We start from the raw sequence: 18,750 nt of genomic DNA on the forward strand, positions 1-18,750 counted from the left end.
GATGCACCGCAAGTCCTGATGTTCGCGAACCCTGTGTTGCGAGCGCCAGGTTGGAGTCTTGAATGATTTCTTTCGTCCTGCGGCGCCTGCTGCAAATGGTTCCGATTGTCCTGTCTATTGCCGCCGTCATCTTTCTGATGTTCAGCGTGATTCCAGGCACTTTCGTATCGAGCATGAACGACGACGGCCGCAGCGTCATGGACGCCGAAGTTGCGGCTCGAATTAACAAAGAGTTTGGGCTGGACGATCCTGTTTACATCCGATTCGGCAAGTATGTAGGCCAGCTTGCGACACTCGATCTCGGAACCTCGTTCCGGACGCGCCAACCGGTCACGACGGTCTTGGCGGACCGAATGTGGCCGACCGCGCAGCTTGCCCTCGCTTCCATGCTGTTTGCCATCGTCTTCGGTGTCCCGCTCGGTTTTATCGCCGCTCTGCGACAGGGAAGCTGGATCGATACGATTTCAATGATCAGCGCCGTGTCGGGTCTGTCGCTCCCAAAATTCTGGCTCGGCCTGATGCTAATGTACATCTTTGCCCTTGTGCTCGGCTGGCTGCCAAGCTTTGGCTACGGGGACGGCGGCATACGCTACCTGATCCTGCCGTCAATTGCCCTCGGCGTTGCACCAATGGCGCTTCTGGCGCGCACGACACGGGCCACGGTGCTCGAAATTATGGATGCTGATTTCGTACGAACCGCCCGAGCCAAGGGAATGAGCGAGGCTCGCGTGGTGCAATGGCACCTGACGCGGAACGCTCTTGTCATCGTGCTCACCACCATCGGCTTGCAATTCGGCACCGTCATCGGGCAGGCCGTCGTCGTCGAGAAACTCTTCGCCTGGCCAGGACTGGGATCCCTGCTCGTTGACAGCGTCACATTGAGGGACATCCCTGTCGTGCAGGGGGCAATCCTGGTGATCGTCCTCTTCTTTCTCCTGATCAACACCCTCGTCGATGTCGTCTGCGCGATTATCGACCCGCGCATCAAGTACACCTGAGGGGACGATATGAAGATCGGAGCCAATCTCCTGATCGGAGGACTTCTCTTTGCAGCCGTGGTGATCGCAGGAACCCTTGCGCCCTGGCTTGCTCATACCGATCCGGTCATGGATGCGGACCTGCTCTATGCGGAGGAGCCGCCGGGAGCCGCGTTCTGGTTTGGCACGGACGCGCAGGGACGCGATATCTACAGCCGGGTGCTCTACGGGGCGCGGATTTCGCTCACCGTCGGGATCATTTCGCAGCTCATCAACACAGTGATCGGAGTCTGCCTCGGTGTGTCCGCCGGATATTGGGGCGGTTGGTGGGATGATTTCGTGAGTGGCTTGACCAACATGATGCTGGCCATTCCCTCTCTCGTCTTTGCCCTCGCGATCATGGCGATCCTCAATCCGGGACTGAGCAGTCTGCTGATTGCGCTCGGCCTCACCAACTGGTCTTTCACCTGCCGCCTTGCCCGCGCCTCGACCCTGTCGCTTAAGAGCCAGGGATACGTCCAGGCGGCGAAGGTCCTGGGCTACAGCGACGTGCGCATCATGCTGACGCAGCTTCTGCCCAATATGCTCGGCCCCATCATCGTTATCGGCACCCTCGGCATGGGCGGTGCGGTTCTTGCCGAGGCTGCTCTCTCCTTTCTTGGTCTCGGCATCCGCCCGCCGTTCCCAAGCTGGGGCAGCATGCTGTCCGATGCGCGGGATCAGATCACCACGGCGCCCTGGATTTCGATCTTCCCCGGCGTTGCAATCTTCGTCACGGTTCTTGGCTTGAACCTGCTCGGCGACGGCCTTCGCGACATTCTCGATCCTCAGTCGCGGAGCCGACGGGCATGACAGGACAAGCGCTTCTTGAGGTCGAGGATCTCCGAATCGATCTGTCCGTCAACGGCCGGAGGTATCCGGCGGTGCAGGATGTCTCGTTCAGTATCAGGCGCGGAGAGACGTTCGGTCTGGTAGGTGAGTCCGGATGCGGGAAGAGCATCACCGCTCTTGCCCTGATCGGTCTGCTGAGAAATCCCCTCAGCATTGGAGGCGGCAGCATCCGTTTCGATGGGCAGGAGCTGCGGGATCTGTCGCCGGACGGCATACGCAAGCTGCGGGGCAGCCGGATCTCGATGATCTTTCAGGAGCCGATGACGGCCCTCAATCCGCTGTCGCCGGTCGGGCGACAGATTGCCGAGATGTTCGCGCTTCACAAGGGTGCGAACTGGAGGGAGGCAGAGCGCCAGGCGGTGGAAGCCCTCGCAAGGGTGCGGGTGCCCGCACCGGAGCGGCGCGTGAAAGATTACCCGCATCAGCTCTCGGGCGGCATGCGGCAGCGTGTCATGATCGCCATGGCGCTGGCTTGCGGGCCCGATCTTCTATTGGCTGACGAGCCGACGACGGCGCTCGACGTGACGGTCCAGGCCGAGATCCTCGACCTGATCCGGGAGCTTTCCGCAGCGCAGGGGACCGCGGTTCTCATGATCAGCCACGATCTCGGGCTTATTGCCAACATGTGCCAGAACGTCGGAGTTATGTATGCCGGTCGCCTGGTCGAGCAGCGCGCCGCCGATAACATCTTTCTAGCTCCGAGGCATCCCTATACGCAGGGGCTCCTCGCCGCGCTCCCGCTCCTAGGAGCCCGCTCCAAGTTTGGCCGCAAAAAGCTTAAGGAGATCGAAGGCGTGGTGCCCCCTGTCGTGGCTTTTCCAACCGGCTGCAGGTTCAACCCCCGCTGCCATGCCGCGACCGACCTCTGTCGAGCCGAAGATCCTGTTGTGACGTCGCTGCCCGACAGCGGTCTCGTACGGTGCCATTATCATGACTGATACTTCCAGCGACACGATCCTGAAAGTCGAAAACCTCGCGGTTCATTTTCCGATTGGGCGAGGGCTCCTCGGAGGATTGCGGCGGTTCGTGCATGCGGTGGACGGGGTAGACCTGGAATTGAAGCGAGGCGAATGCCTTGGTCTCGTCGGCGAGTCGGGCTGCGGCAAGTCGACTTTGGCACTCTCCATCCTGGGCCTGCAGGCGCCGACACGTGGCCGTGTGGTTATTGATGGGCACGAGGTCGGCACGGCTGGGAGGGACCGGAAGACAAGGGCGCGGATCACGCAGATGGTGTTCCAGGACCCATATTCCTCGCTCAACCCGCGTCAGACGGTGCGGAAGACGCTCGAGACTCCTCTGCGCCTGCACGGCATGACAGCAAAGAGCGAGATCGACGGGAGGATCGGCGACATGCTGGCGCGCGTCGGCCTGCGGCCAGAGGCTGCAGAGCGCTATCCGCATGAGTTTTCCGGCGGACAGCGACAGCGGATCGGAATTGCGCGCGCCCTGATCCTCGAGCCGAAGATCGTCGTTCTGGATGAGCCGGTTTCTGCACTGGATGTCTCCATCCGAGCCCAGATCATCAACCTGCTTCTCGAACTCAAGGAGACGCTCGATCTCTCATACATCATGATCAGCCACGATCTCGGTGTGGTCGAGCACATGAGCGACCGGGTCGCCGTTATGTATCTCGGCCGCATCGTCGAGAGCGGCCCATGGAACACGATTTTCACGCAGCCCGGGCATCCCTACACACGGGCGCTCATCGCGGCGATTCCCGATCCGTTCAAACGAAGCAGCGGCACCAAGATCACCGGCGAGATCCCGAACCCGCTCAGTCCGCCGACAGGCTGCGGATTTCACCCCCGATGCCCGGAAGCGCGGGACATCTGCCGGACGCCCCCAGCGCCAGCGCTCGAAAATCGGGGAGGGGAGCACCACGTCCGGTGCCGGAGAGTCGACGAGATTGCCATCCCGGACGGATTGGCAACAGCCATAGGCTGAGCGGCAGATCACTTCCGGAGCCGCAGGACTAATCTTGGAGCATGTTGCGACGAAGAGGATCCGGTTCGCCATTAATAAAGCGACGAGGAATAGAAGAGGGCTGTTTCCATCAAAATGGAAACAGTTTTACGCTGCAAGCTCTGCGCGCAGCCATTTCAACGAGTGCCTTCATGAATGCTCAGCCTCCCAATCCAGGTCTCAGTCTCGGGTCCACAGGCGCTCACCGTCCAACGTTGCTGGGTACCCGGCATATGGCCGTGTCCGGGCATTATGCAGCCTCACATGCCGCGTTTGCAGTTCTCGAAGCCGGCGGCAATGCTGTGGATGCTGGGGTGGCTGCTGGCATTGTTCTGGCTGTGGTTCAGTGCGATCTGGTCAACTTTGCCGGTGTCGCGCCGATCATCCTGTATGACAGCAACACTGCATCGGTTCACACGATAGCAGGACTGGGGCCATGGCCTCGGCGCACGGATGTGCAGGTGTTTCGACGCGAGTACGGCGGCAGAATCCCGCACGGGATCCTCCGCAGCATCGTTCCCGGAGCGCCGTCAGCCTGGATCACGGCTCTGCGGCGCTTCGGAACCATGAGCTTCGGAGAAGTTGCATCTGCGGCCATTAAGTTCGCCGGCAACGGTTTCCCGATGTACCCATTGCTCGCCGATATGATTGCCCTTCATGAGAAAGACTACATGCGCTGGCCGTCGAATGCGTCCGTCTTCTTGCCGCAGGGGCGTCCTCCCCGGACAGGGGAGATTTTCGTCCAGCGAGACCTCGCAAGAACGCTTCAGTATCTCGCCGATGAAGAGCGCTCAGCTTCATCGCGCGGTCGCGATGCGGGATTGGAGGCCGCGCATGCAGCATTCTACCGGGGTGATATCGCGGCTGCGATAGATCGTTTTTTCCGGCAGGAGGGAGGCTGGCTGCAGGCCAACGATTTGGAGGAGTTCACTGCTCCAGTCGAGCCTGCCGTCATGCGCTCCTTTGCGGGCGTCGATCTGCATGTCTGCGGACCGTGGACGCAGGGGCCGGTGCTCTTGCAGGCACTTGGCCTGCTTGATCCGAGTGATCTTCGTCGGCTTGAGCACAATTCCCCGCAGTACATCCATACTGTGGTGGAGGCGCTCAAGCTGTCCTTTGCGGACCGAGAGCGCTATTACGGGGATCCAAAGGCGATCCAAGTGCCTCTCGAGATGCTACTCTCGGACGAAAACCGAATGGCTCGGCGTTCGATGATCGACCCCGACCGCGCCGCTCCCGGCCTGCCGGTCCCGTCAGGCTCCGGTGCAAATTTGCCTGATTTGGCTGCCGCATCCGGACAGCCGGGACCCCCAGGTGATACGTCGTTCGTCTGTGTCGTGGATCGTCATGGCAACGCATTTGCCGCGACACCCAGCGATACATCCTATGATTCCGTCATGGTGCCCGGCACCGGGCTGTGCCCTTCCTCGCGCGGCTCTCAAGGATACACGGATCCGGCCCACTCCGGGTATATCAACCCCGGTCGACGCCCGCGCCTCACCTGCAATCCGGCTCTTGCGATCAAGGCAGGTGAGTGGATCATGCCGTTCGGAACACCGGGCGGTGACGTGCAGTGCCAGGCCATGCTGCAGGTCTTCCTCAACCGCGTAATCTTCGGGCACGATCTCCAGGTTGCCGTCGAGGCACCGCGCTTTGCCACATACAGTTTTCCGAACTCGTTTGATCCGCACGATTACTTCCCGGCCCGGTTGGCTCTCGAGGGGCGTTTTTCCACCACGGTCGGAAGCGATCTGCGGGGCAAGGGGCACGATGTTCATTCCTGGCCGGACTGGACATGGCTCGCGGGAGCAGTCTGCGCTGCGTTGACAGATGTATCTACCGGAGTTCATGCTGGAGCCGCGGACCCTAGGCGAGCCTCCTATGCGGTGGGATGGTAACTGACCGGCCCACCTGCTCAGTCATGCGCTGTCCCCAAGAAAATCATCCCGGCACCTCTGGAAGATGCCGGGACGAAAGTCAGTTCAACCGTGCTGGACTGCCGCCGTTATTTGGCAGCGGGTGAGGTTTCGTCCACCCACAGATCCTCATAGTTCTGGAACGCAAGCTCCGTTGAGTTCGGCTGCAAGCCTTTGAGCCAAGGCTGATAAGCCATGACGGCCTTGTTGTAGTTGAAGAACCACATCGGAGCCTCTTCCTGAATAATCGTATTTGCTTTCTTCAGGTACTCGATCCTCTTGCCTGGATCGCGCTCGTCTCCCGCCTGGTCCAGCAACTTGTCGACTTCTGCGTTCTTGAACGCGGTGTAATTACAGGCCGACTGGGGAGTAGCCGAGTGGAAGCACTTCAGCGACCCAAGCGGATCGGGGCCAGACGTATTCGACCAGATGTAGGCCTGATACTCGCCCTTGCTGACGATGCCGGCAAGAACGGATCCTTCCACAGGCTTGATCTTCGCCTTGATCCCGACCTTCTCGAGCATCGGAATGACAGCCTCGACAATGGGGACTCCCCAGCTCTCGTTTGGCGTCGCCGTCCACTCGAACTCGAAGCCGCCGGAGTAGCCGGCGTCAGCAAGCAGCTTCTTGGCTTTCTCCGGATCATACGCATACGGCTTCAAGGATTTGTCATAGGCTGGTGACGACAGGGGAAGCCAACTTGTGGCCCGGTAGGCCTTATTCTTGTTGAGACGTTTGATGATGAGATCTGCGTCAATGGCGTGGTTGATCGCCTGTCGAACGCGCTTATCGGTAAAGGGCTTGAAATCGGGATTCATGCCCATAATCCGGGTATAGACCTCCGGTACCTCGAGAATGCCTTTCGAGAGCTCCGGATCGGCCTGATAGGCGACATATTGCGCCGGCCCGAGGATCGAGACGTCGATTTCCTTGTTGCGGAAAGCAACGTCGCGTGCGGATGCCTCACCCATGGTCGAGATCACGATTTTGTCGGCATAAGGCTTGCTCGGCTTGTAGAACTTCTCCCAGCGTTCTGCAACAAACCGGGATCCCGGTACATGCTCGACGAACTTGAAAGGTCCAAGTCCGATCGGCTTGATCACGAAGGATTCCTTGGCCGCCTCATCGGCAGGATAGATGGATGTTGCCGCCGTCCTGAGATAAAAGCCGGGATCGACCCGCTCCGTGAGAGTTATCTGCAAGGTGTGGTCGTCGATCTTCTTGAGACCTGAAATTTCCTTGGTTTGTCCCTTCTCGACCTCGACGGCTCCCTTGATGATGCGGACGAAGCGCGCCCCTGGATATGCCTTGGCGCCATCCATGATGCGCGTGAACGACCAGATGATATCGTCTGCGGTCATCTTCCGGCCGTGGTGGAAGTAGGCGTCATCCCGCAGCTTGTAGGTGTAGGTCAGTCCATCCTCGGAGATATCGACCGATTTGGCGAGTTCGAGAACCGGCTGGTTGTTGCTGGCATCCCAATTGTAGAGCGAGCGATGAATCGCCTTGGCATAGATCTCGTCCTGAGCGCGGTGCGATGTGTGAATGTCAAGGCTTGAAAAGCTTGAACCATAGGGTGCCGAGAAGCGGATTGTGCCACCGTTGCGTGGTGTTTCAGCGTAAGCGTGAGTGCTGACTGCCAGAGCAAGTGCAGTTGAGATAGCTAGTTTCGCGAGCAAATCAAATCCTCCCAGATTTCTAAAGCCGCAAGCGCAACAGGGATCTTCGCTCGCAGAATGACAGCACACCAGTTGTCACGGCCGTTAGCACCGAAGCGCTCCCCTTGTGTCTCTTTGACAACTGTCAGATCCTAAACCTCGGATCATCCATCGAACCGTAAGGCCCTCAACCAGACTGTCAAGCTGTAGCTCCTGCCAGTGGAACTCAGGAAAAGGATAGAGCCAAAAGGTGTCAGCTGGGGTGCAACTCTTTGAGATTGGGCTACTTGAGAATGGCTCCGAAGGGCTGAAAAAGGTTACACCTGAGAGAAGTGTCAGATGCGCAGTGGAGCCGACTCAGGCGCTGATGCAGACCTAAGTCATGGAGAAGCCGGCTTGGAAGGTGTTGCCGACTTAATCCGAGAAGACCGCGTCGAGATGATAAACTCTGACCTAGTCCGTACACAATCAACCTAGGACTGCAGCGTGAGCGTGTATGACGCTGGTGGACGACCGGTAATGGCACTTCTCGGAAGCAAGGTGAATGTCGGCCCAAGGCAGGTACACCGGACATTCTTGTTGGTGAACGAAGTTCATTACCTGGCCCACTGCGGAACTTCAGTTCTTGCGTGGTATGGCGTTCAAGGGAAACCAAGGTAGGTAGAGTTAGTCAAACCCAATTATCTTGGCTTCTTCTGTTATCAGGGCTGGGCCAGGATGAACTCCATCCCGTTCTGCCGCCCAACCTCGAGGAGGCGTGCCACATCCGTCGGGCCAGATGGAGAGGGCAGCTCCCAAGTCCCGGAAGGCATCGGTTCACCTGCTTGCGAGAAGAAGTTGACGTGAAGCGTGCCGGGCGAATTCATGACCAGCAGTCGCCCGGGCTCCTGCCCAATGTTCCTGAACGTGTGGACCTCACCGTTTGGAACCCTGACAAAGTCCCCGCGCTTTGCGGTGCGCGTTTCGGATCCGACGCCGAACTCGAACGTGCCTTCGAGGACGTAGAACGCTTCATCATCGGCAGGATGCCGGTTAGGCAGCCCGGCTCCAGGTGCAACGAGCGCCTCGACGAGGCAGTATCCAGCGCCAGGGTCACGGACGAGGAAGCGCAGCAGGATGCCTGCGAGATAATAGGTGTCAGTCTGAGCGGCGGACATGGCGGCACGTTCCTCTGTGGCTTGGCTCTCGACGGCCGGTCGCGAAGCGTAGGACTTGGAGTGGGAGGTTAGGCAGGCACGAGGCCGTGACGCAGCATGATCTCGCGAGCTTTGGCCAGATCCGGCTTGCCGGGAACGTTGATCACCTCCGCCAACTCCTCGAAGTAATCGCGCCCAATGCTTCCTGGTGTGATCACGACGAGAGTGCGCGAGGCGTCCTCATGCAGGTTCTCGTGATGGTGCACGCTGCCACGCGGGATGAAGATGACATCACCCCCTGCGAGCTCCTGAGTCTTGCCGTCGACCGTGACCGTCAGCGTGCCCTCGATCCCATACAGGATCTCGTCTGCTTCCTGGTGGTAGTGAGGGGCCGGCACCCGAGCCCGAGAGGGGACGAAGAACTCGAAGACGGTAGCGCCGGCTTCAGAGACGCGAAAGCACAGCTCCAACTCGCCAATGCGCACGACATCCTGCTGACCCACTTCCATTGTCCCTCTCCCTATCGTAAAGTGGCTTTACAATTTTCGTAAAGTAGCTTTACATATATGTCAACACACAAGAAGACTAAGGTTCTCGCTGCACGGGCCAGGGAACTGCCTGATCCATCCTTCGGGGCGCTCATGCGGCTCACGTGGCAGCACGTGCGCCACCAGATGCTCCAAGCCATCCACGAGGCGGGCTTTCCTGAGTTCCAGGACGCTCACTTTGCGGTCTTCTCCTATCCGCTACCCGATGGTGTCAGGCCCTCTGAGCTGGCACGGCACAAGAAGATGTCCCGGCAGGCGATCAACTATCTCCTCGGGCAGCTTGAAGGGCTCGGGTATGTGGAGCGGCGCGCTGGTGAGAACGCTGATGCCGACCGACGCCTCGTCTACCTGACGGCTCGAGGCTGGCAGATTGCGGAGGCGATCTTTGCCTGCCTACGGCGCCTGCAGAGAGAGTGGGCGCAGGAGATTGGTCAGGAGCGGTTCGACGTGTTCCTGGACGTCCTCAGACAGCTTGCTGGCAAGGCTCAGGAAGAAGGCAGCACGAGGCAGTAGGAAGGTGGAGGAGACATATTTAGCTAAAGGTGCGACCTTGCCTGCATGGATCGCATGCACGTGATCCAGGTGCTGCCCGTAACCGCTCGGCTGATCACGGGCGCTACATCGGCACCAATGCAGGTCTTGTTGGGGTGAACGTCTCCTAATGGGATGGTCCGGCCGTGCTCCTTTCCCGCTTGCCTGTAAGCTGTGGGGCTTCGAGCCACGCAAGGAGCACGTCCCATGTCACGGTCTTCTGCCTCTGCTGCGATCACCACCCTGGGCATCGATCTGGGCAAGAACAGCTTCCACCTTGTCGGTCAGGATGAGCGCGGCGCCATCGTGCGGCGGATCAAGCTCTCCCGGCCCCAGCTCACCCAGCGCCTGGCCAACATTCCACCCTGCCTGATCGGCATGGAAGCCTGCGCCGGGGCCCACCACATCGGCCGCCAGCTCCAGGCGCTCGGCCATGACGTGCGCCTGATCCCGGCCCAGTACGTGAAGCCGTTTCTGAAGGGGCACAAGAACGACTATCGCGATGCTGAAGCCATCGCGGAGGCGGTGCAGCGGCCTACCATGTCGTTCGTGGCCATCAAGACGCCCGAGCAGATGGACTTTTTGGCTCTGCATCGGGTGCGCTCGCGCCTGGTCAGCCAGCGCACCGGCGTGACCAACCAGATCCGCGGCTTCCTGCTTGAGCGCGGCATCACCGTGCGCCAGGGGCTTGCGCCGTTGCGGCAGGCGCTGCCCGGTATTCTGGGTTCGTCCTCCGACGCGATCTCACCTCGGCTGGTGCACCTCATCTCTGACCTGATGGAGGAATGGCACCGGCTGGATGAGCGCATTGGCCATGTCTCGGTCGAGATCGAGGCGCTCGCCACCCAGGACGAGCACTGCCAACGCCTCATGAGCGTGCCGGGGTCGGACCGATCATCTCGTCCGCCGTCGTGGCGGCGATTGGCACCGGAGCCGGGTTCAAGCAGGGGCGGGACTTCGGCGCTTGGCTCGGGCTGGTGCCCAGGCAGGGATCGACCGGCGACCGCACCATCCTGGGCAAGATCTCCAAACGCGGTAACAAGCACCTGAGAAGGCTGTGTTGCACAGATCGGTTGGTGGACGTACTGAGCCCACCCCAAGCCTTTGCTTAAGCGATGCGGATGGACTTCGGGCATCCAAGCTCAAGCGTGCGGTTCAGGGCATGAACTGCAATGGCGACCTCAGTGGCGCGGCGGTGTTTCGTCCGCGAGCGTAAGGCGGTTCCATTCACCCGTTTAAGCCGGCTTATGGCGGCCTCCACCGGGGCTCGACGCGTGTACCCGGACCTCTTCTGCCACCCCATGCGTCCATGCTCCGCGATGCTTTGGAGATGCCGATCGCGCTGCGTGGGAGCTCTGCTCGCCATCTCGCTCAGTACGGCAGTTGATCGCGGTGGCACGATGACCGCAGCGTTGGGATAGCGCTTGGCGACAGCGGCATAGACGCCGGCCTGATCGTAGGCTCCATCGCCCACGAAGGAGGCGAGTGGACTGGGGATCTGGTCCAGCAACGGCTCGACCTGCGAGCCATCATCGACCTCGCTACCCGTCAGCTCGGTAGCGAGGATCTGTCCAGTCTCAGCATCGACGGCCATGTGGAGCTTACGCCAGGTCCGGCGTCTCCGGGTGCCGTGTTTCTCGATCAGCCACTCACCAGGACCACAGAGCTGTAGGCCTGTGCTGTCGACCAGGAGGTGCACAGGTTCGGCGTGCTGATTTGGTCGCGGTACTTCCAGGGTTTCGGCACGCCGACTCAGTGTCGAGTGATCCGGCACCGCCAGATCCGGACCGAGAAGCTGAAGGACCGAGCCGATTAGCCCCTTGGTCTGACGCAGCGCCAACCGAAACACGGCTCGCAGTGTCAACGCCGTCTGGATCGCCAAAGCCGAATAGTGGGCTTGACCACCGCGTGTGGTGCGAGGCTCGGCCCGCCAAGCGGCAATGGCTTCCGCAGAGAACCAGACCGTCAGGCTTCCCCGCTGACGCAGGACGGCGTCGTACTCGGCCCAGTTCGTCACCCGGTACCGCTGCTTGGGAATACGGTGCCGGCGAGCGGCATTGGCTTTGAACGGCACGGCAGATGTCCGACAGGAGGCGCGCAGTCCTCCTATGTCGCCCGGTTCTGGTTACCAACTCGCCTATTCGTGCAACAACGCGCGTGACTTCAGGATTTCACGCGGACAGCGAGCGCAAGGCGCCAGGGGTTGACTCTCGTCCAAGCTTGTATTTAACGTACTTGTTAAATAAAGCGAATACTGGCACAGGCTGCGTGAAAGGAGCCATTGCGATGAAATCCCCTCCGATTGTCTCGCCACAGGAATGGGAGGCTGCACGCCTCGAGCTTCTGGTGAAGGAGAAGACTCATACCCGCGCCCGCGACGCGCTTGCTTCCGAACGGCGGCGGATGCCCTGGATGGCGGTCGAGCGAGACTACACCTTTGAAGGACCATCCGGCACAGTCAGCCTGCTGGACATGTTCGAAGGCCGGCGACAGCTCATCGTCTATCGAGCCTTCTTCGAGCCCGGGGTGCACGGCTGGCCCGATCATGCCTGCCGCGGTTGCTCGCTAGGCGCGGACCAGGTAGGCCACCTCGCTCACCTGAATGCCCGCGACACGACTCTGGCCTACGTCTCGCGGGCGCCGCAGCCGGATATTACGCGGTTGAAGGCGAGGATGGGCTGGAGCATGCCCTGGTACACTTTGACCGACAGCTTTGATGCCGATTTCGGCGTCGACGAATGGCACGGGCACAACGTGTTCTTCCGTGACGGCGAGCGCGTGGTGCGCACCTACTTCATCAACAATCGCGGCGACGAGGCGATGGGTACCCTTTGGACTTACCTCGACCTGACGGCGCTCGGCCGCCAGGAGGCTTGGGAGGACTCGCCGGAAGGATACCCACAGACGCCGACTTATAAGTGGTGGAACTGGCATGACAGCTACGCACCGGACAGCGCCCCGGATCCCAGATGGGTCGCGGTGTCTGAGGTCGGTGAGGCGGCGTTCCGGACCGCTAGCGCGGGCGCCTAAGCATGAACGGAACCTCCATGCCCGAGACCGCGGAGCGGTTGAACCTCGACGCGGCGCCGACCTTTGCGGCTATGGCGCTGGTAAGCGGTGTAGCCGCGAGTGGGCCGACAGATGCGCTCAGCGGGCCCGGGAGTGGTTGTCCGCTGGACGCAATGGTCGTGATGTACCTGCTCATGTGCACCTTCCACGTCACGCCGTGGCTGAAGCGGCTGGGCGGTCGCCGGGCGATCAACGACCGCAGGGTCGAGGAGGAGAGCGAATGCAGCCAGCGCTAGACCCTCTGAGCACGACGTTATCGGCCCTCGCGGATCCCACACGACGGGCGATCCTGGCCCGGCTCGCGCGCGGGGCGGCCACCGTGAACGAGTTGGCCGAGCCGTTCGACATCAGCCTGCCCGCGGTGTCGCGGCACCTTAAGGTGCTGCAGGCGGCGGGCCTAATCTCGCGGGGTCGGGAGGCCCAGTGGCGGCCGTGTCGGCTCGAGGCCGGACCGCTCAAAGACCTGGACGGCTGGCTCGCCTCCTACCGCCGCTTCTGGGAGGGTAGCTTCGACAAGATGGAGGCCTACCTCGCGACGATCACAAAAGGAGACCCCGATGGACGCGAGAACTGACACCCGGAGCGGCGCGGCCGAGCGCCGCAGCGACCCGGGAATGCCCTTGCGCGACGACGAACTGCTGATCGTGCGCGCGTTCGACGCCCCGGTCGCGCTGGTGTTCCGCATGTGGGAGGACGCGTCCCACCGAACCCACTGGTGGGCACCGAAGGGCTGCCGCTGCACCCACTTCAGCCATGAGTTCCGCGTGGGCGGCGCGTGGCGGGCCTGCTTTCTCTCCGAGACCGGAGGCGAAAACTGGCAGAGCGGCGTCTACCGCGAGATCGATCGGGATCGCCGGATCGTCTTCAGTTTTGTCTGGGATGGGGGACCGTCCGCAGCTATCGAGACCTCCGTGACAATCACCTTCGCCGAAGCCCATGGCCAGACAATCCAAACCTTCCATCAGACGCCTTTCGCCAACCCGGAGCGCCGCAACAGCCATATCACGGGCTGGAGCGGGCTGCTCGATCGCCAGCAGGCCTATGTCGAGGCCAGATCTCAAGGAGACGCCTCATGATCACACTCTACGCCTTCAAGTGGGTGCCCGACTTCGCCCAAGGCCTAGTCCGCGACCTTCGCGTCCGTTGGGCGCTGGAGGAGGCCGGCATTCCCTACGGTACCAAGCTGCTCGGCCAGGACGACAAGGACGCGTCCGCCTACCGGAGCATCCAGCCCTGGGGGCAGGTTCCCGTCATTGAGGAGGACGGTCTGGTGCTGTTCGAGAGCGCCGCCATCGTCCAGTACCTCGCTGATAGATCCGAGGCGCTATCGCCACGTGATCCGGTCGGCCGGGCCAAGGTGGCGCAGTGGCTGTTCGCGGCCATGAACTCGGTCGAGCCGCATGTCGCCAACCTGGCCAATCTCGACCTGTTCCACGCGAAGGAGGAGTGGGCGAAGGCGCGGCGGCCGGGCCAGGAGGCCTTCACCCGCATGAAGCTTTCGTCTCTAGCCCGGCGGCTGGACGGCCGCGAATGGCTGGAGAACCGGTTCACCGCCGCTGACCTGCTGATGGTGACGGTACTCAGGATCCTGCGTCACACCGACATCGTCACCTCCGACCCCGTGCTGGGGCCCTACCTGGCGCGCGGCGAGGCGAGGCCGGCATTCCACCGGGCGCTCGCGGCGCAGCTCGCGCCGTTCCGGGAGAATGCGCCGGAGATGGTGCCGGCCTGACCGCGCCGACGCCGTCGTATCCCACGCCTAGCCCCGTACCCAAGTGCGCTAAGCCGCACAGGCGGTCGTGGCCGCAAGCGGAGTGGCGGCTTTCAGGCTCAGAGTGTGGAAACGCTGCCTCTCTTTCTATGCGTCGGCTAGCGGCGGCTTCTGATGACAGTCAGCAAAGCGTGGGTCAGCAGGCGTGATCAAACAGCGATTATCGTCCGCCGAATGACGCGGCAAGGAGTTGGTCCGATGATGTCACGGTAACCTGAGGAGTCCGCGGTGGGAGAGGCTGATCAGCATTCACCAACGATTCAGTGGGGTTGCGCCATCTTAGGGTACCGGTCGCCCAACCGAACTCCCGGCCAAGCCCGAGATCTCTACCTCTCTCAACCTCGGACTTGGTCGGGTTCGATCTTCAATCGGTAAACTTCACCCCGTATTGGCTGCCAGCAGTCCACACCAAACGAACCCTGGCGACAGCTCCTTCGTGCGGGATCCTTAATTGAAATTCCAAGGGGACATCGGCTGGGGCGGGGATCACCAGCCGCGCACCCGTCTCAGACAGGTCCCACACGGTACAGGCAACCGGATTGCCGGTGGTTTCGCTTGCGAACCACCCCTCTAAGCCCGCGGGAACCCGTTCACTCGATCGACGCTCAGGCATTACATGGTTCATGCAAGAGTCCCTGTTTCGACGGAACGAACCCTGTAAGGGACCGGGCTGGAGTGAGGCTGCCCTCGAGGCGTGGGGGTTCCAGAGCGCGGCGCTGCTGTTTGACGCCCGCGAGGGCGGATTATGCCAGGTCCACGAGGAGCCCGGGAGGGCAGTACATCCGTGCCGACCCCGGGACTCGTCGACAGCTGTCGTTGACAGGCAGCTGGGGCGAGAGTGAGCTGATTTGCCTAACGGGACAATCGGCAAATCTGGGGCGCGTCGCCTTGGCGCACTGGCTCCGGCCGCTAGGCAATTTAACGAAGCGTTAACCAAACCGGCAGAACATCAGCACGTCTCCCACACAATGCGCGATGCCCCAAAATGCTTGCCTCAGCTACGGTTCTTGTCGTCGAGAATGACCCCATCACACGCGAGCTGCTGGAGAACATTCTTCATACCGCCGGCTGTCAGGTCTTGGCGGCTTCCACGGGCAACGCAGGGCTCCTATCGCTCTGCCAGCTGCAGGCTCAAATTGGTTGGCTGGTGACGAGAGTAGGACTTCCTGGGCTGGTGGATGGATGGCTCCTCGCCGATGAGTATCATCGGCACAATCCGGACAGGCCGGTTGTCCTGTTGTCCGAAGAGATCCTCGAGACTGATTGTCCCTCAGTGGACGCCGTATTCGTCCCGCCGCATGCCCCAATGATGGTGCTTGAGACATTGAAGGGTTTGGCATTGTCTGAAACGGTTGATAACGCTCCGGTCGAGATGCTTAGGGCTGCCTAACCAAAGAGGAGCCGTTCAGGAGCGACCACAACGAAACCGTTGCTTCTCGTCTCTGGCGCGACCGTGCACAGATCCGGGAGCAGGAGCGGGATGATGCTCGGGCTCGGCTGAAAATTGCCGAGGAGAAGGTAGCGATCCTGTTGGCTGAGAATGACCGGCTTGCAGCCGAGAACGCCCGGCTGCAGGAACGGGTCCAACCTCGGAACCAACGTGGCCGGGCCGTCATTCAGTTCGCCCGCACGCTGATGTCAGGCGCGTGCAGCGCCAGCCCAGCTTTAGGAACCGCTCGACAGGACGCATCAGCGCGGCCAAGCGGTTCCTAGCCTTGTTCACCCGACCCCTGATCGCTGGCACAGGGGTGCCCGGGACAGCAGCCATGAAATCGTACGTCAGGATCCTCGCGACAACGAACATCCACTTGCGTGTACTCTTTGGCCAGCGTCAAAAGGATGAAGCGCGATGCTGGCTGGATACCGTGTTCTCGTGGTAGAGGATGAGGCGCTCAGCGCGATGCTCACTGACGCAGAGGGAGTGCCGGTCGGACAGCCTCCAGCGTGCGCGAGGCGCGTCAGCTCATCAGGGATGCTGCCGTGCTGGATGTGAACCTCGCCGACGGCTCGGTTACGCCCGTCCTGGAGGCCCTGAGCGCACGGGGCATTCCAGCCGTGATTTACACGGGCGGTGTCATCCCGGAAGATGTTCGCCGCCGCCCCCACGACCTGATCGCGCTCTCCAAGCCTGTGCTGCCGGCTTGCCTTAGCTGCGAACTCCGGAAGGCGATCGGAACTTCGGAGCTGCGTCGCTTCCAGGCGTGATCCCTGGTCAGTGAGCCATTTGCTACCCATCCGGTGGTATTCCCTACCGTCTACAACTGGGTGATGAACTGATCTCCACTCAGTCACGCCAATGGGCCGATTTCAGCACTGCTTTCCGGATGTGGGCCGAACATTCGCTTTGGACACGAACACCGGACGCTGCTGTCAGTGAACGATTTTCACCACCTGCCCGAAGTGGACAATTGCGTGGCGCTACATTCCATAACGTCTCGTCACGCGCAATTCGCGGACTGTTTTCTCACGCGCCCGGGGGCGGCGGCTCCGGGTCAACCCGCTGGATCTCCATCGTGACTGTTACCGTAAGCACCCGCTGGCGATGCTCGTTCATGAGCTCGACCGTAATCTCACGGGCATCCCCCTTCGGCAGCCGATCCCGGCCGATCTCGGCCGCAGCGCTCGCGGCCTCCCGTTCGGCAGCATCGAGGCTTTCGAGCTCCAGGCCTGTTGCATCAGGGATGAAGCGCGTCCCCTCCCGCACGTCGAAATAGAACCAGGGCACTGCTCTCTCCCATGATCTGATGCTTACAAACTCTACGAGGATTGGTTTGTTCTGCCTTCAGCATGGAACTGCCGAGATTGTTGCTCCTGCTAGCGCGGCTCTTGCTCCAAGCTCAGGAACGTCGGGTCGAAGTCGGCGATTTGTTGCAGGCGCGGCCAATCCGTGATGACCACCGTTTCCCCACGCCAGGTGATCAGGCCTTCTGCCCGCAGCTCCTGGAGGATTCGGTTGACGTGAACCGTCGAGAGCCCAAGGGTGTCCCCCAGCTCGGCTTGGGTCAGAGGGAACTTGAAGCCGTAATCTTCGGTGAGCCCGACCGCCTGGAGGCGGAGAAACATCTCGCAGAACAGGTGAGCGGTGTGCTCCAGGGCGGACTGGCGGCCGATAGTGACGATCCACTGCCGATGGATGGCCGCATCAACGGCAATGTTCAGGCCCAGCAAGCGGGTCAGGTGAGGCTGGGTCTCGGAGATGAGGCGCAGCGCGTCGTGAGGCACCACACCCACGGTGCAGGCTGTGATGGCCATGACACCGTGATCCATCTTCTTCACCAGGAAGCTGTGGAGGTCGACGAAGTCGCCGGGCACGTGCAGGGCTGTGATCTGGCGTTTACCGGTGCGCAGAAGGTTGTAGCGGGCAACAAAGCCGGTGATGAGGAAGAGGCTCTCCGATGGGCGGTCTCCCTCCCGCACCAGGTCCTCACCCTTGGCCACGGCCCTTTGCCGGACGGCGGCCTGCTCCAGGAGCTGGCGCTCCGCATCTGAGATGCGGTCGAACTGCTCAAGCTTCCGGATCAGAGCAGCGGCTGGCATAAACTTTTCCTGGGAGCGTTGGAGTTGGCCATCAGCTTAGCCCAAATGCCGTGGGATGACGAGCAGAGCTGGGCCATGGTGTAACGAGTTCCATACACGGCCCTACCGGAGTCAATTTTGAAAGGAGAGAGTTACCATGCATGTTCGTCCGGAAGGTCCTGAGGACGTCGACACCATTCGAAGTCTGACGACTGCCGCATTTAGGGATGTGCCCTACAGCAGTCAGACCGAGGCCGCTATTGTCGATGCGCTGAGGGATGCCGGTGCCTTGGCCCTTTCGCTTGTAGCGGTCAAGGACGGCGAGATTGTCGGTCATGTTGCGTTCTCGCCTATCACGATCAACAGCGAGGCGACCAATTGGTATGGCCTTGGTCCAGTCTCTGTCTGGCCCGATCAGCAGAGGAAAGGTATCGGACAGGCTCTGATCAGCGCAGGACTGAGCCGCCTCAGAGGAATGCATGCGCAAGGTTGCGTGGTTCTTGGGGAACCCGCCTACTACGGACGCTTCGGCTTCGTGAGCGATCCTGAACTCTGGTATAGCGATGTGCCGCCGGCGTATTTCCAGCGGTTGAGTTTTGCCGAAATCACACCCAAGGGCGAAGTCACATACCACCCGGGGTTCGGCGCGACCTGAGAGGAGAGATTGTTCCTCATACTGCTCCCTCCTTCGTTTACCGAGTCGTCCGTGAAGAATTGTCTGGCGGCTTGAGTCACGCCCGTTGCGGCGATCGACCGGATCCAACCAGCAACAGGA

Annotated in this window: 21 protein-coding genes and 1 pseudogene; 15 read left to right on the forward strand and 7 right to left on the reverse strand. The window is 61.2% G+C overall.

Going from position 1 to position 18,750, the window contains the following annotated elements; translation table 11 throughout:
- Positions 1 to 62 precede the first annotated feature (62 nt).
- The 5 genes from JKL45_RS20430 (at position 63) to JKL45_RS20450 (ending at position 5,728) form a co-directional block, all read left to right on the forward strand.
- Positions 63 to 998, forward strand: a complete 936-nt coding sequence (locus tag JKL45_RS20430; protein ID WP_201863421.1) for an ABC transporter permease — start codon at positions 63 to 65, stop codon at positions 996 to 998.
- A 9-nt stretch (positions 999 to 1,007) separates the two neighbouring features.
- Entirely contained in the window at positions 1,008 to 1,829 is an 822-nt protein-coding gene (locus JKL45_RS20435) for an ABC transporter permease (RefSeq protein ID WP_201863422.1), read from the forward strand.
- Positions 1,826 to 2,806 (forward strand): ABC transporter ATP-binding protein, encoded by a 981-nt coding sequence (locus tag JKL45_RS20440; protein WP_201863423.1) that lies wholly within the window; start codon positions 1,826 to 1,828, stop codon positions 2,804 to 2,806. The genes JKL45_RS20435 and JKL45_RS20440 overlap by 4 nt, the downstream gene beginning before the upstream one ends.
- Complete coding sequence (locus tag JKL45_RS20445) at positions 2,799 to 3,812, forward strand: ABC transporter ATP-binding protein (protein WP_201863424.1); 1,014 nt, start codon at positions 2,799 to 2,801, stop codon at positions 3,810 to 3,812. The genes JKL45_RS20440 and JKL45_RS20445 overlap by 8 nt, the downstream gene beginning before the upstream one ends.
- A gap of 170 nt (positions 3,813 to 3,982) precedes the next feature.
- On the forward strand, positions 3,983 to 5,728 hold the full coding sequence (locus JKL45_RS20450) for a gamma-glutamyltransferase family protein (RefSeq protein ID WP_201863425.1): 1,746 nt from the start codon (positions 3,983 to 3,985) through the stop codon (positions 5,726 to 5,728).
- Between the two features lie 107 nt (positions 5,729 to 5,835).
- Here JKL45_RS20450 and JKL45_RS20455 read toward each other — a convergent pair whose 3' ends face one another.
- The 3 genes from JKL45_RS20455 to JKL45_RS20465 form a co-directional block, all read right to left on the reverse strand.
- The gene (locus tag JKL45_RS20455; protein WP_201863426.1) at positions 5,836 to 7,425 is read right to left on the reverse strand and encodes an ABC transporter substrate-binding protein; all 1,590 of its coding nucleotides are present in this window, start codon (positions 7,423 to 7,425) and stop codon (positions 5,836 to 5,838) included.
- Positions 7,426 to 8,105: 680 nt separating this feature from the next.
- The gene (locus JKL45_RS20460; RefSeq protein WP_201863427.1) at positions 8,106 to 8,561 is read right to left on the reverse strand and encodes a cupin domain-containing protein; all 456 of its coding nucleotides are present in this window, start codon (positions 8,559 to 8,561) and stop codon (positions 8,106 to 8,108) included.
- Between the two features lie 68 nt (positions 8,562 to 8,629).
- Positions 8,630 to 9,049 (reverse strand): cupin domain-containing protein, encoded by a 420-nt coding sequence (locus JKL45_RS20465; protein ID WP_201863428.1) that lies wholly within the window; start codon positions 9,047 to 9,049, stop codon positions 8,630 to 8,632.
- Between the two features lie 57 nt (positions 9,050 to 9,106).
- On the opposite strand from JKL45_RS20465, the gene JKL45_RS20470 reads away from it, so the two are divergent.
- A complete protein-coding gene (locus JKL45_RS20470; RefSeq protein WP_201863429.1) occupies positions 9,107 to 9,601 on the forward strand; it encodes a MarR family winged helix-turn-helix transcriptional regulator in 495 nt (164 codons plus the stop codon).
- A gap of 225 nt (positions 9,602 to 9,826) precedes the next feature.
- A pseudogene (locus JKL45_RS20475) lies at positions 9,827 to 10,677 on the forward strand (IS110 family RNA-guided transposase); the annotation flags it as partial.
- A gap of 50 nt (positions 10,678 to 10,727) precedes the next feature.
- On the opposite strand, the gene JKL45_RS20480 reads toward JKL45_RS20475, so the two are convergent.
- The gene (locus JKL45_RS20480) at positions 10,728 to 11,693 is read right to left on the reverse strand and encodes an IS5 family transposase (protein WP_201863430.1); all 966 of its coding nucleotides are present in this window, start codon (positions 11,691 to 11,693) and stop codon (positions 10,728 to 10,730) included.
- 212 nt (positions 11,694 to 11,905) lie between these two features.
- Between JKL45_RS20480 and JKL45_RS20485 the strand changes: the two genes are divergently transcribed.
- Genes JKL45_RS20485 through JKL45_RS20505 form a run of 5 tightly spaced genes read left to right on the forward strand, consistent with a single transcriptional unit; the run spans position 11,906 to position 14,420 of the window.
- Complete coding sequence (locus tag JKL45_RS20485; RefSeq protein ID WP_201863431.1) at positions 11,906 to 12,649, forward strand: DUF899 domain-containing protein; 744 nt, start codon at positions 11,906 to 11,908, stop codon at positions 12,647 to 12,649.
- Positions 12,650 to 12,666: 17 nt separating this feature from the next.
- Positions 12,667 to 12,924, forward strand: coding sequence for a hypothetical protein (locus JKL45_RS20490; protein WP_201863432.1), 258 nt, complete (start codon positions 12,667 to 12,669; stop codon positions 12,922 to 12,924).
- The gene (locus JKL45_RS20495) at positions 12,909 to 13,262 is read left to right on the forward strand and encodes an ArsR/SmtB family transcription factor (RefSeq protein WP_201863433.1); all 354 of its coding nucleotides are present in this window, start codon (positions 12,909 to 12,911) and stop codon (positions 13,260 to 13,262) included. The genes JKL45_RS20490 and JKL45_RS20495 overlap by 16 nt, the downstream gene beginning before the upstream one ends.
- Positions 13,246 to 13,764: an SRPBCC family protein gene (locus JKL45_RS20500; protein ID WP_201863434.1), complete on the forward strand. Its 519-nt coding sequence runs from the start codon at positions 13,246 to 13,248 to the stop codon at positions 13,762 to 13,764. Before JKL45_RS20495 ends, JKL45_RS20500 begins: the two co-directional genes overlap by 17 nt.
- Positions 13,761 to 14,420: a glutathione S-transferase family protein gene (locus JKL45_RS20505; RefSeq protein ID WP_201863435.1), complete on the forward strand. Its 660-nt coding sequence runs from the start codon at positions 13,761 to 13,763 to the stop codon at positions 14,418 to 14,420. Before JKL45_RS20500 ends, JKL45_RS20505 begins: the two co-directional genes overlap by 4 nt.
- Positions 14,421 to 14,823: 403 nt before the next feature.
- Here the strand turns inward: JKL45_RS20505 and JKL45_RS30845 are convergent, their stop codons facing one another.
- Positions 14,824 to 15,084, reverse strand: coding sequence for a PilZ domain-containing protein (locus tag JKL45_RS30845; RefSeq protein ID WP_376771055.1), 261 nt, complete (start codon positions 15,082 to 15,084; stop codon positions 14,824 to 14,826).
- A 360-nt stretch (positions 15,085 to 15,444) separates the two neighbouring features.
- On the opposite strand from JKL45_RS30845, the gene JKL45_RS20515 reads away from it, so the two are divergent.
- Together JKL45_RS20515 and JKL45_RS20520 are read left to right on the forward strand one after the other, a co-directional pair.
- Complete coding sequence (locus JKL45_RS20515) at positions 15,445 to 15,849, forward strand: response regulator (RefSeq protein ID WP_201863437.1); 405 nt, start codon at positions 15,445 to 15,447, stop codon at positions 15,847 to 15,849.
- A 554-nt stretch (positions 15,850 to 16,403) separates the two neighbouring features.
- Positions 16,404 to 16,664 (forward strand): response regulator, encoded by a 261-nt coding sequence (locus JKL45_RS20520; RefSeq protein ID WP_201863438.1) that lies wholly within the window; start codon positions 16,404 to 16,406, stop codon positions 16,662 to 16,664.
- 259 nt (positions 16,665 to 16,923) lie between these two features.
- Here the strand turns inward: JKL45_RS20520 and JKL45_RS20525 are convergent, their stop codons facing one another.
- Both JKL45_RS20525 and JKL45_RS20530 read right to left on the reverse strand, forming a co-directional pair.
- Positions 16,924 to 17,184 (reverse strand): DUF6894 family protein, encoded by a 261-nt coding sequence (locus tag JKL45_RS20525; protein WP_201863439.1) that lies wholly within the window; start codon positions 17,182 to 17,184, stop codon positions 16,924 to 16,926.
- Positions 17,185 to 17,273: 89 nt separating this feature from the next.
- Positions 17,274 to 17,996: a Crp/Fnr family transcriptional regulator gene (locus JKL45_RS20530; protein ID WP_201863440.1), complete on the reverse strand. Its 723-nt coding sequence runs from the start codon at positions 17,994 to 17,996 to the stop codon at positions 17,274 to 17,276.
- Between the two features lie 136 nt (positions 17,997 to 18,132).
- Between JKL45_RS20530 and JKL45_RS20535 the strand changes: the two genes are divergently transcribed.
- Positions 18,133 to 18,630 (forward strand): GNAT family N-acetyltransferase, encoded by a 498-nt coding sequence (locus tag JKL45_RS20535; RefSeq protein WP_201863441.1) that lies wholly within the window; start codon positions 18,133 to 18,135, stop codon positions 18,628 to 18,630.
- Positions 18,631 to 18,750: the final 120 nt, after the last annotated feature.

The organism is Microvirga soli (assembly GCF_016734765.1).
GTDB classification, from domain to species: domain Bacteria; phylum Pseudomonadota; class Alphaproteobacteria; order Rhizobiales; family Beijerinckiaceae; genus Microvirga; species Microvirga soli.

Bases quoted from the DNA above. Each gene is read 5' to 3' on its own strand.
- JKL45_RS20530 (WP_201863440.1), bottom strand. From the start codon at position 17,996: ATGCCAGCCGCTGCTCTGATCCGGAAGCTTGAGCAGTTCGACCGCATC.
- JKL45_RS20445 (WP_201863424.1), top strand. From the start codon at position 2,799: ATGACTGATACTTCCAGCGACACGATCCTGAAAGTCGAAAACCTCGCG.
- JKL45_RS20500 (WP_201863434.1), top strand. From the start codon at position 13,246: ATGGACGCGAGAACTGACACCCGGAGCGGCGCGGCCGAGCGCCGCAGC.
- JKL45_RS20435 (WP_201863422.1), top strand. From the start codon at position 1,008: ATGAAGATCGGAGCCAATCTCCTGATCGGAGGACTTCTCTTTGCAGCC.
- JKL45_RS20485 (WP_201863431.1), top strand. From the start codon at position 11,906: ATGAAATCCCCTCCGATTGTCTCGCCACAGGAATGGGAGGCTGCACGC.
- JKL45_RS30845 (WP_376771055.1), bottom strand. From the start codon at position 15,084: ATGAACCATGTAATGCCTGAGCGTCGATCGAGTGAACGGGTTCCCGCG.
- JKL45_RS20505 (WP_201863435.1), top strand. From the start codon at position 13,761: ATGATCACACTCTACGCCTTCAAGTGGGTGCCCGACTTCGCCCAAGGC.
- JKL45_RS20490 (WP_201863432.1), top strand. From the start codon at position 12,667: ATGCCCGAGACCGCGGAGCGGTTGAACCTCGACGCGGCGCCGACCTTT.
- JKL45_RS20460 (WP_201863427.1), bottom strand. From the start codon at position 8,561: ATGTCCGCCGCTCAGACTGACACCTATTATCTCGCAGGCATCCTGCTG.
- JKL45_RS20465 (WP_201863428.1), bottom strand. From the start codon at position 9,049: ATGGAAGTGGGTCAGCAGGATGTCGTGCGCATTGGCGAGTTGGAGCTG.
- JKL45_RS20535 (WP_201863441.1), top strand. From the start codon at position 18,133: ATGCATGTTCGTCCGGAAGGTCCTGAGGACGTCGACACCATTCGAAGT.
- JKL45_RS20430 (WP_201863421.1), top strand. From the start codon at position 63: ATGATTTCTTTCGTCCTGCGGCGCCTGCTGCAAATGGTTCCGATTGTC.
- JKL45_RS20470 (WP_201863429.1), top strand. From the start codon at position 9,107: ATGTCAACACACAAGAAGACTAAGGTTCTCGCTGCACGGGCCAGGGAA.
- JKL45_RS20495 (WP_201863433.1), top strand. From the start codon at position 12,909: ATGCAGCCAGCGCTAGACCCTCTGAGCACGACGTTATCGGCCCTCGCG.
- JKL45_RS20450 (WP_201863425.1), top strand. From the start codon at position 3,983: ATGAATGCTCAGCCTCCCAATCCAGGTCTCAGTCTCGGGTCCACAGGC.
- JKL45_RS20515 (WP_201863437.1), top strand. From the start codon at position 15,445: ATGCTTGCCTCAGCTACGGTTCTTGTCGTCGAGAATGACCCCATCACA.
- JKL45_RS20440 (WP_201863423.1), top strand. From the start codon at position 1,826: ATGACAGGACAAGCGCTTCTTGAGGTCGAGGATCTCCGAATCGATCTG.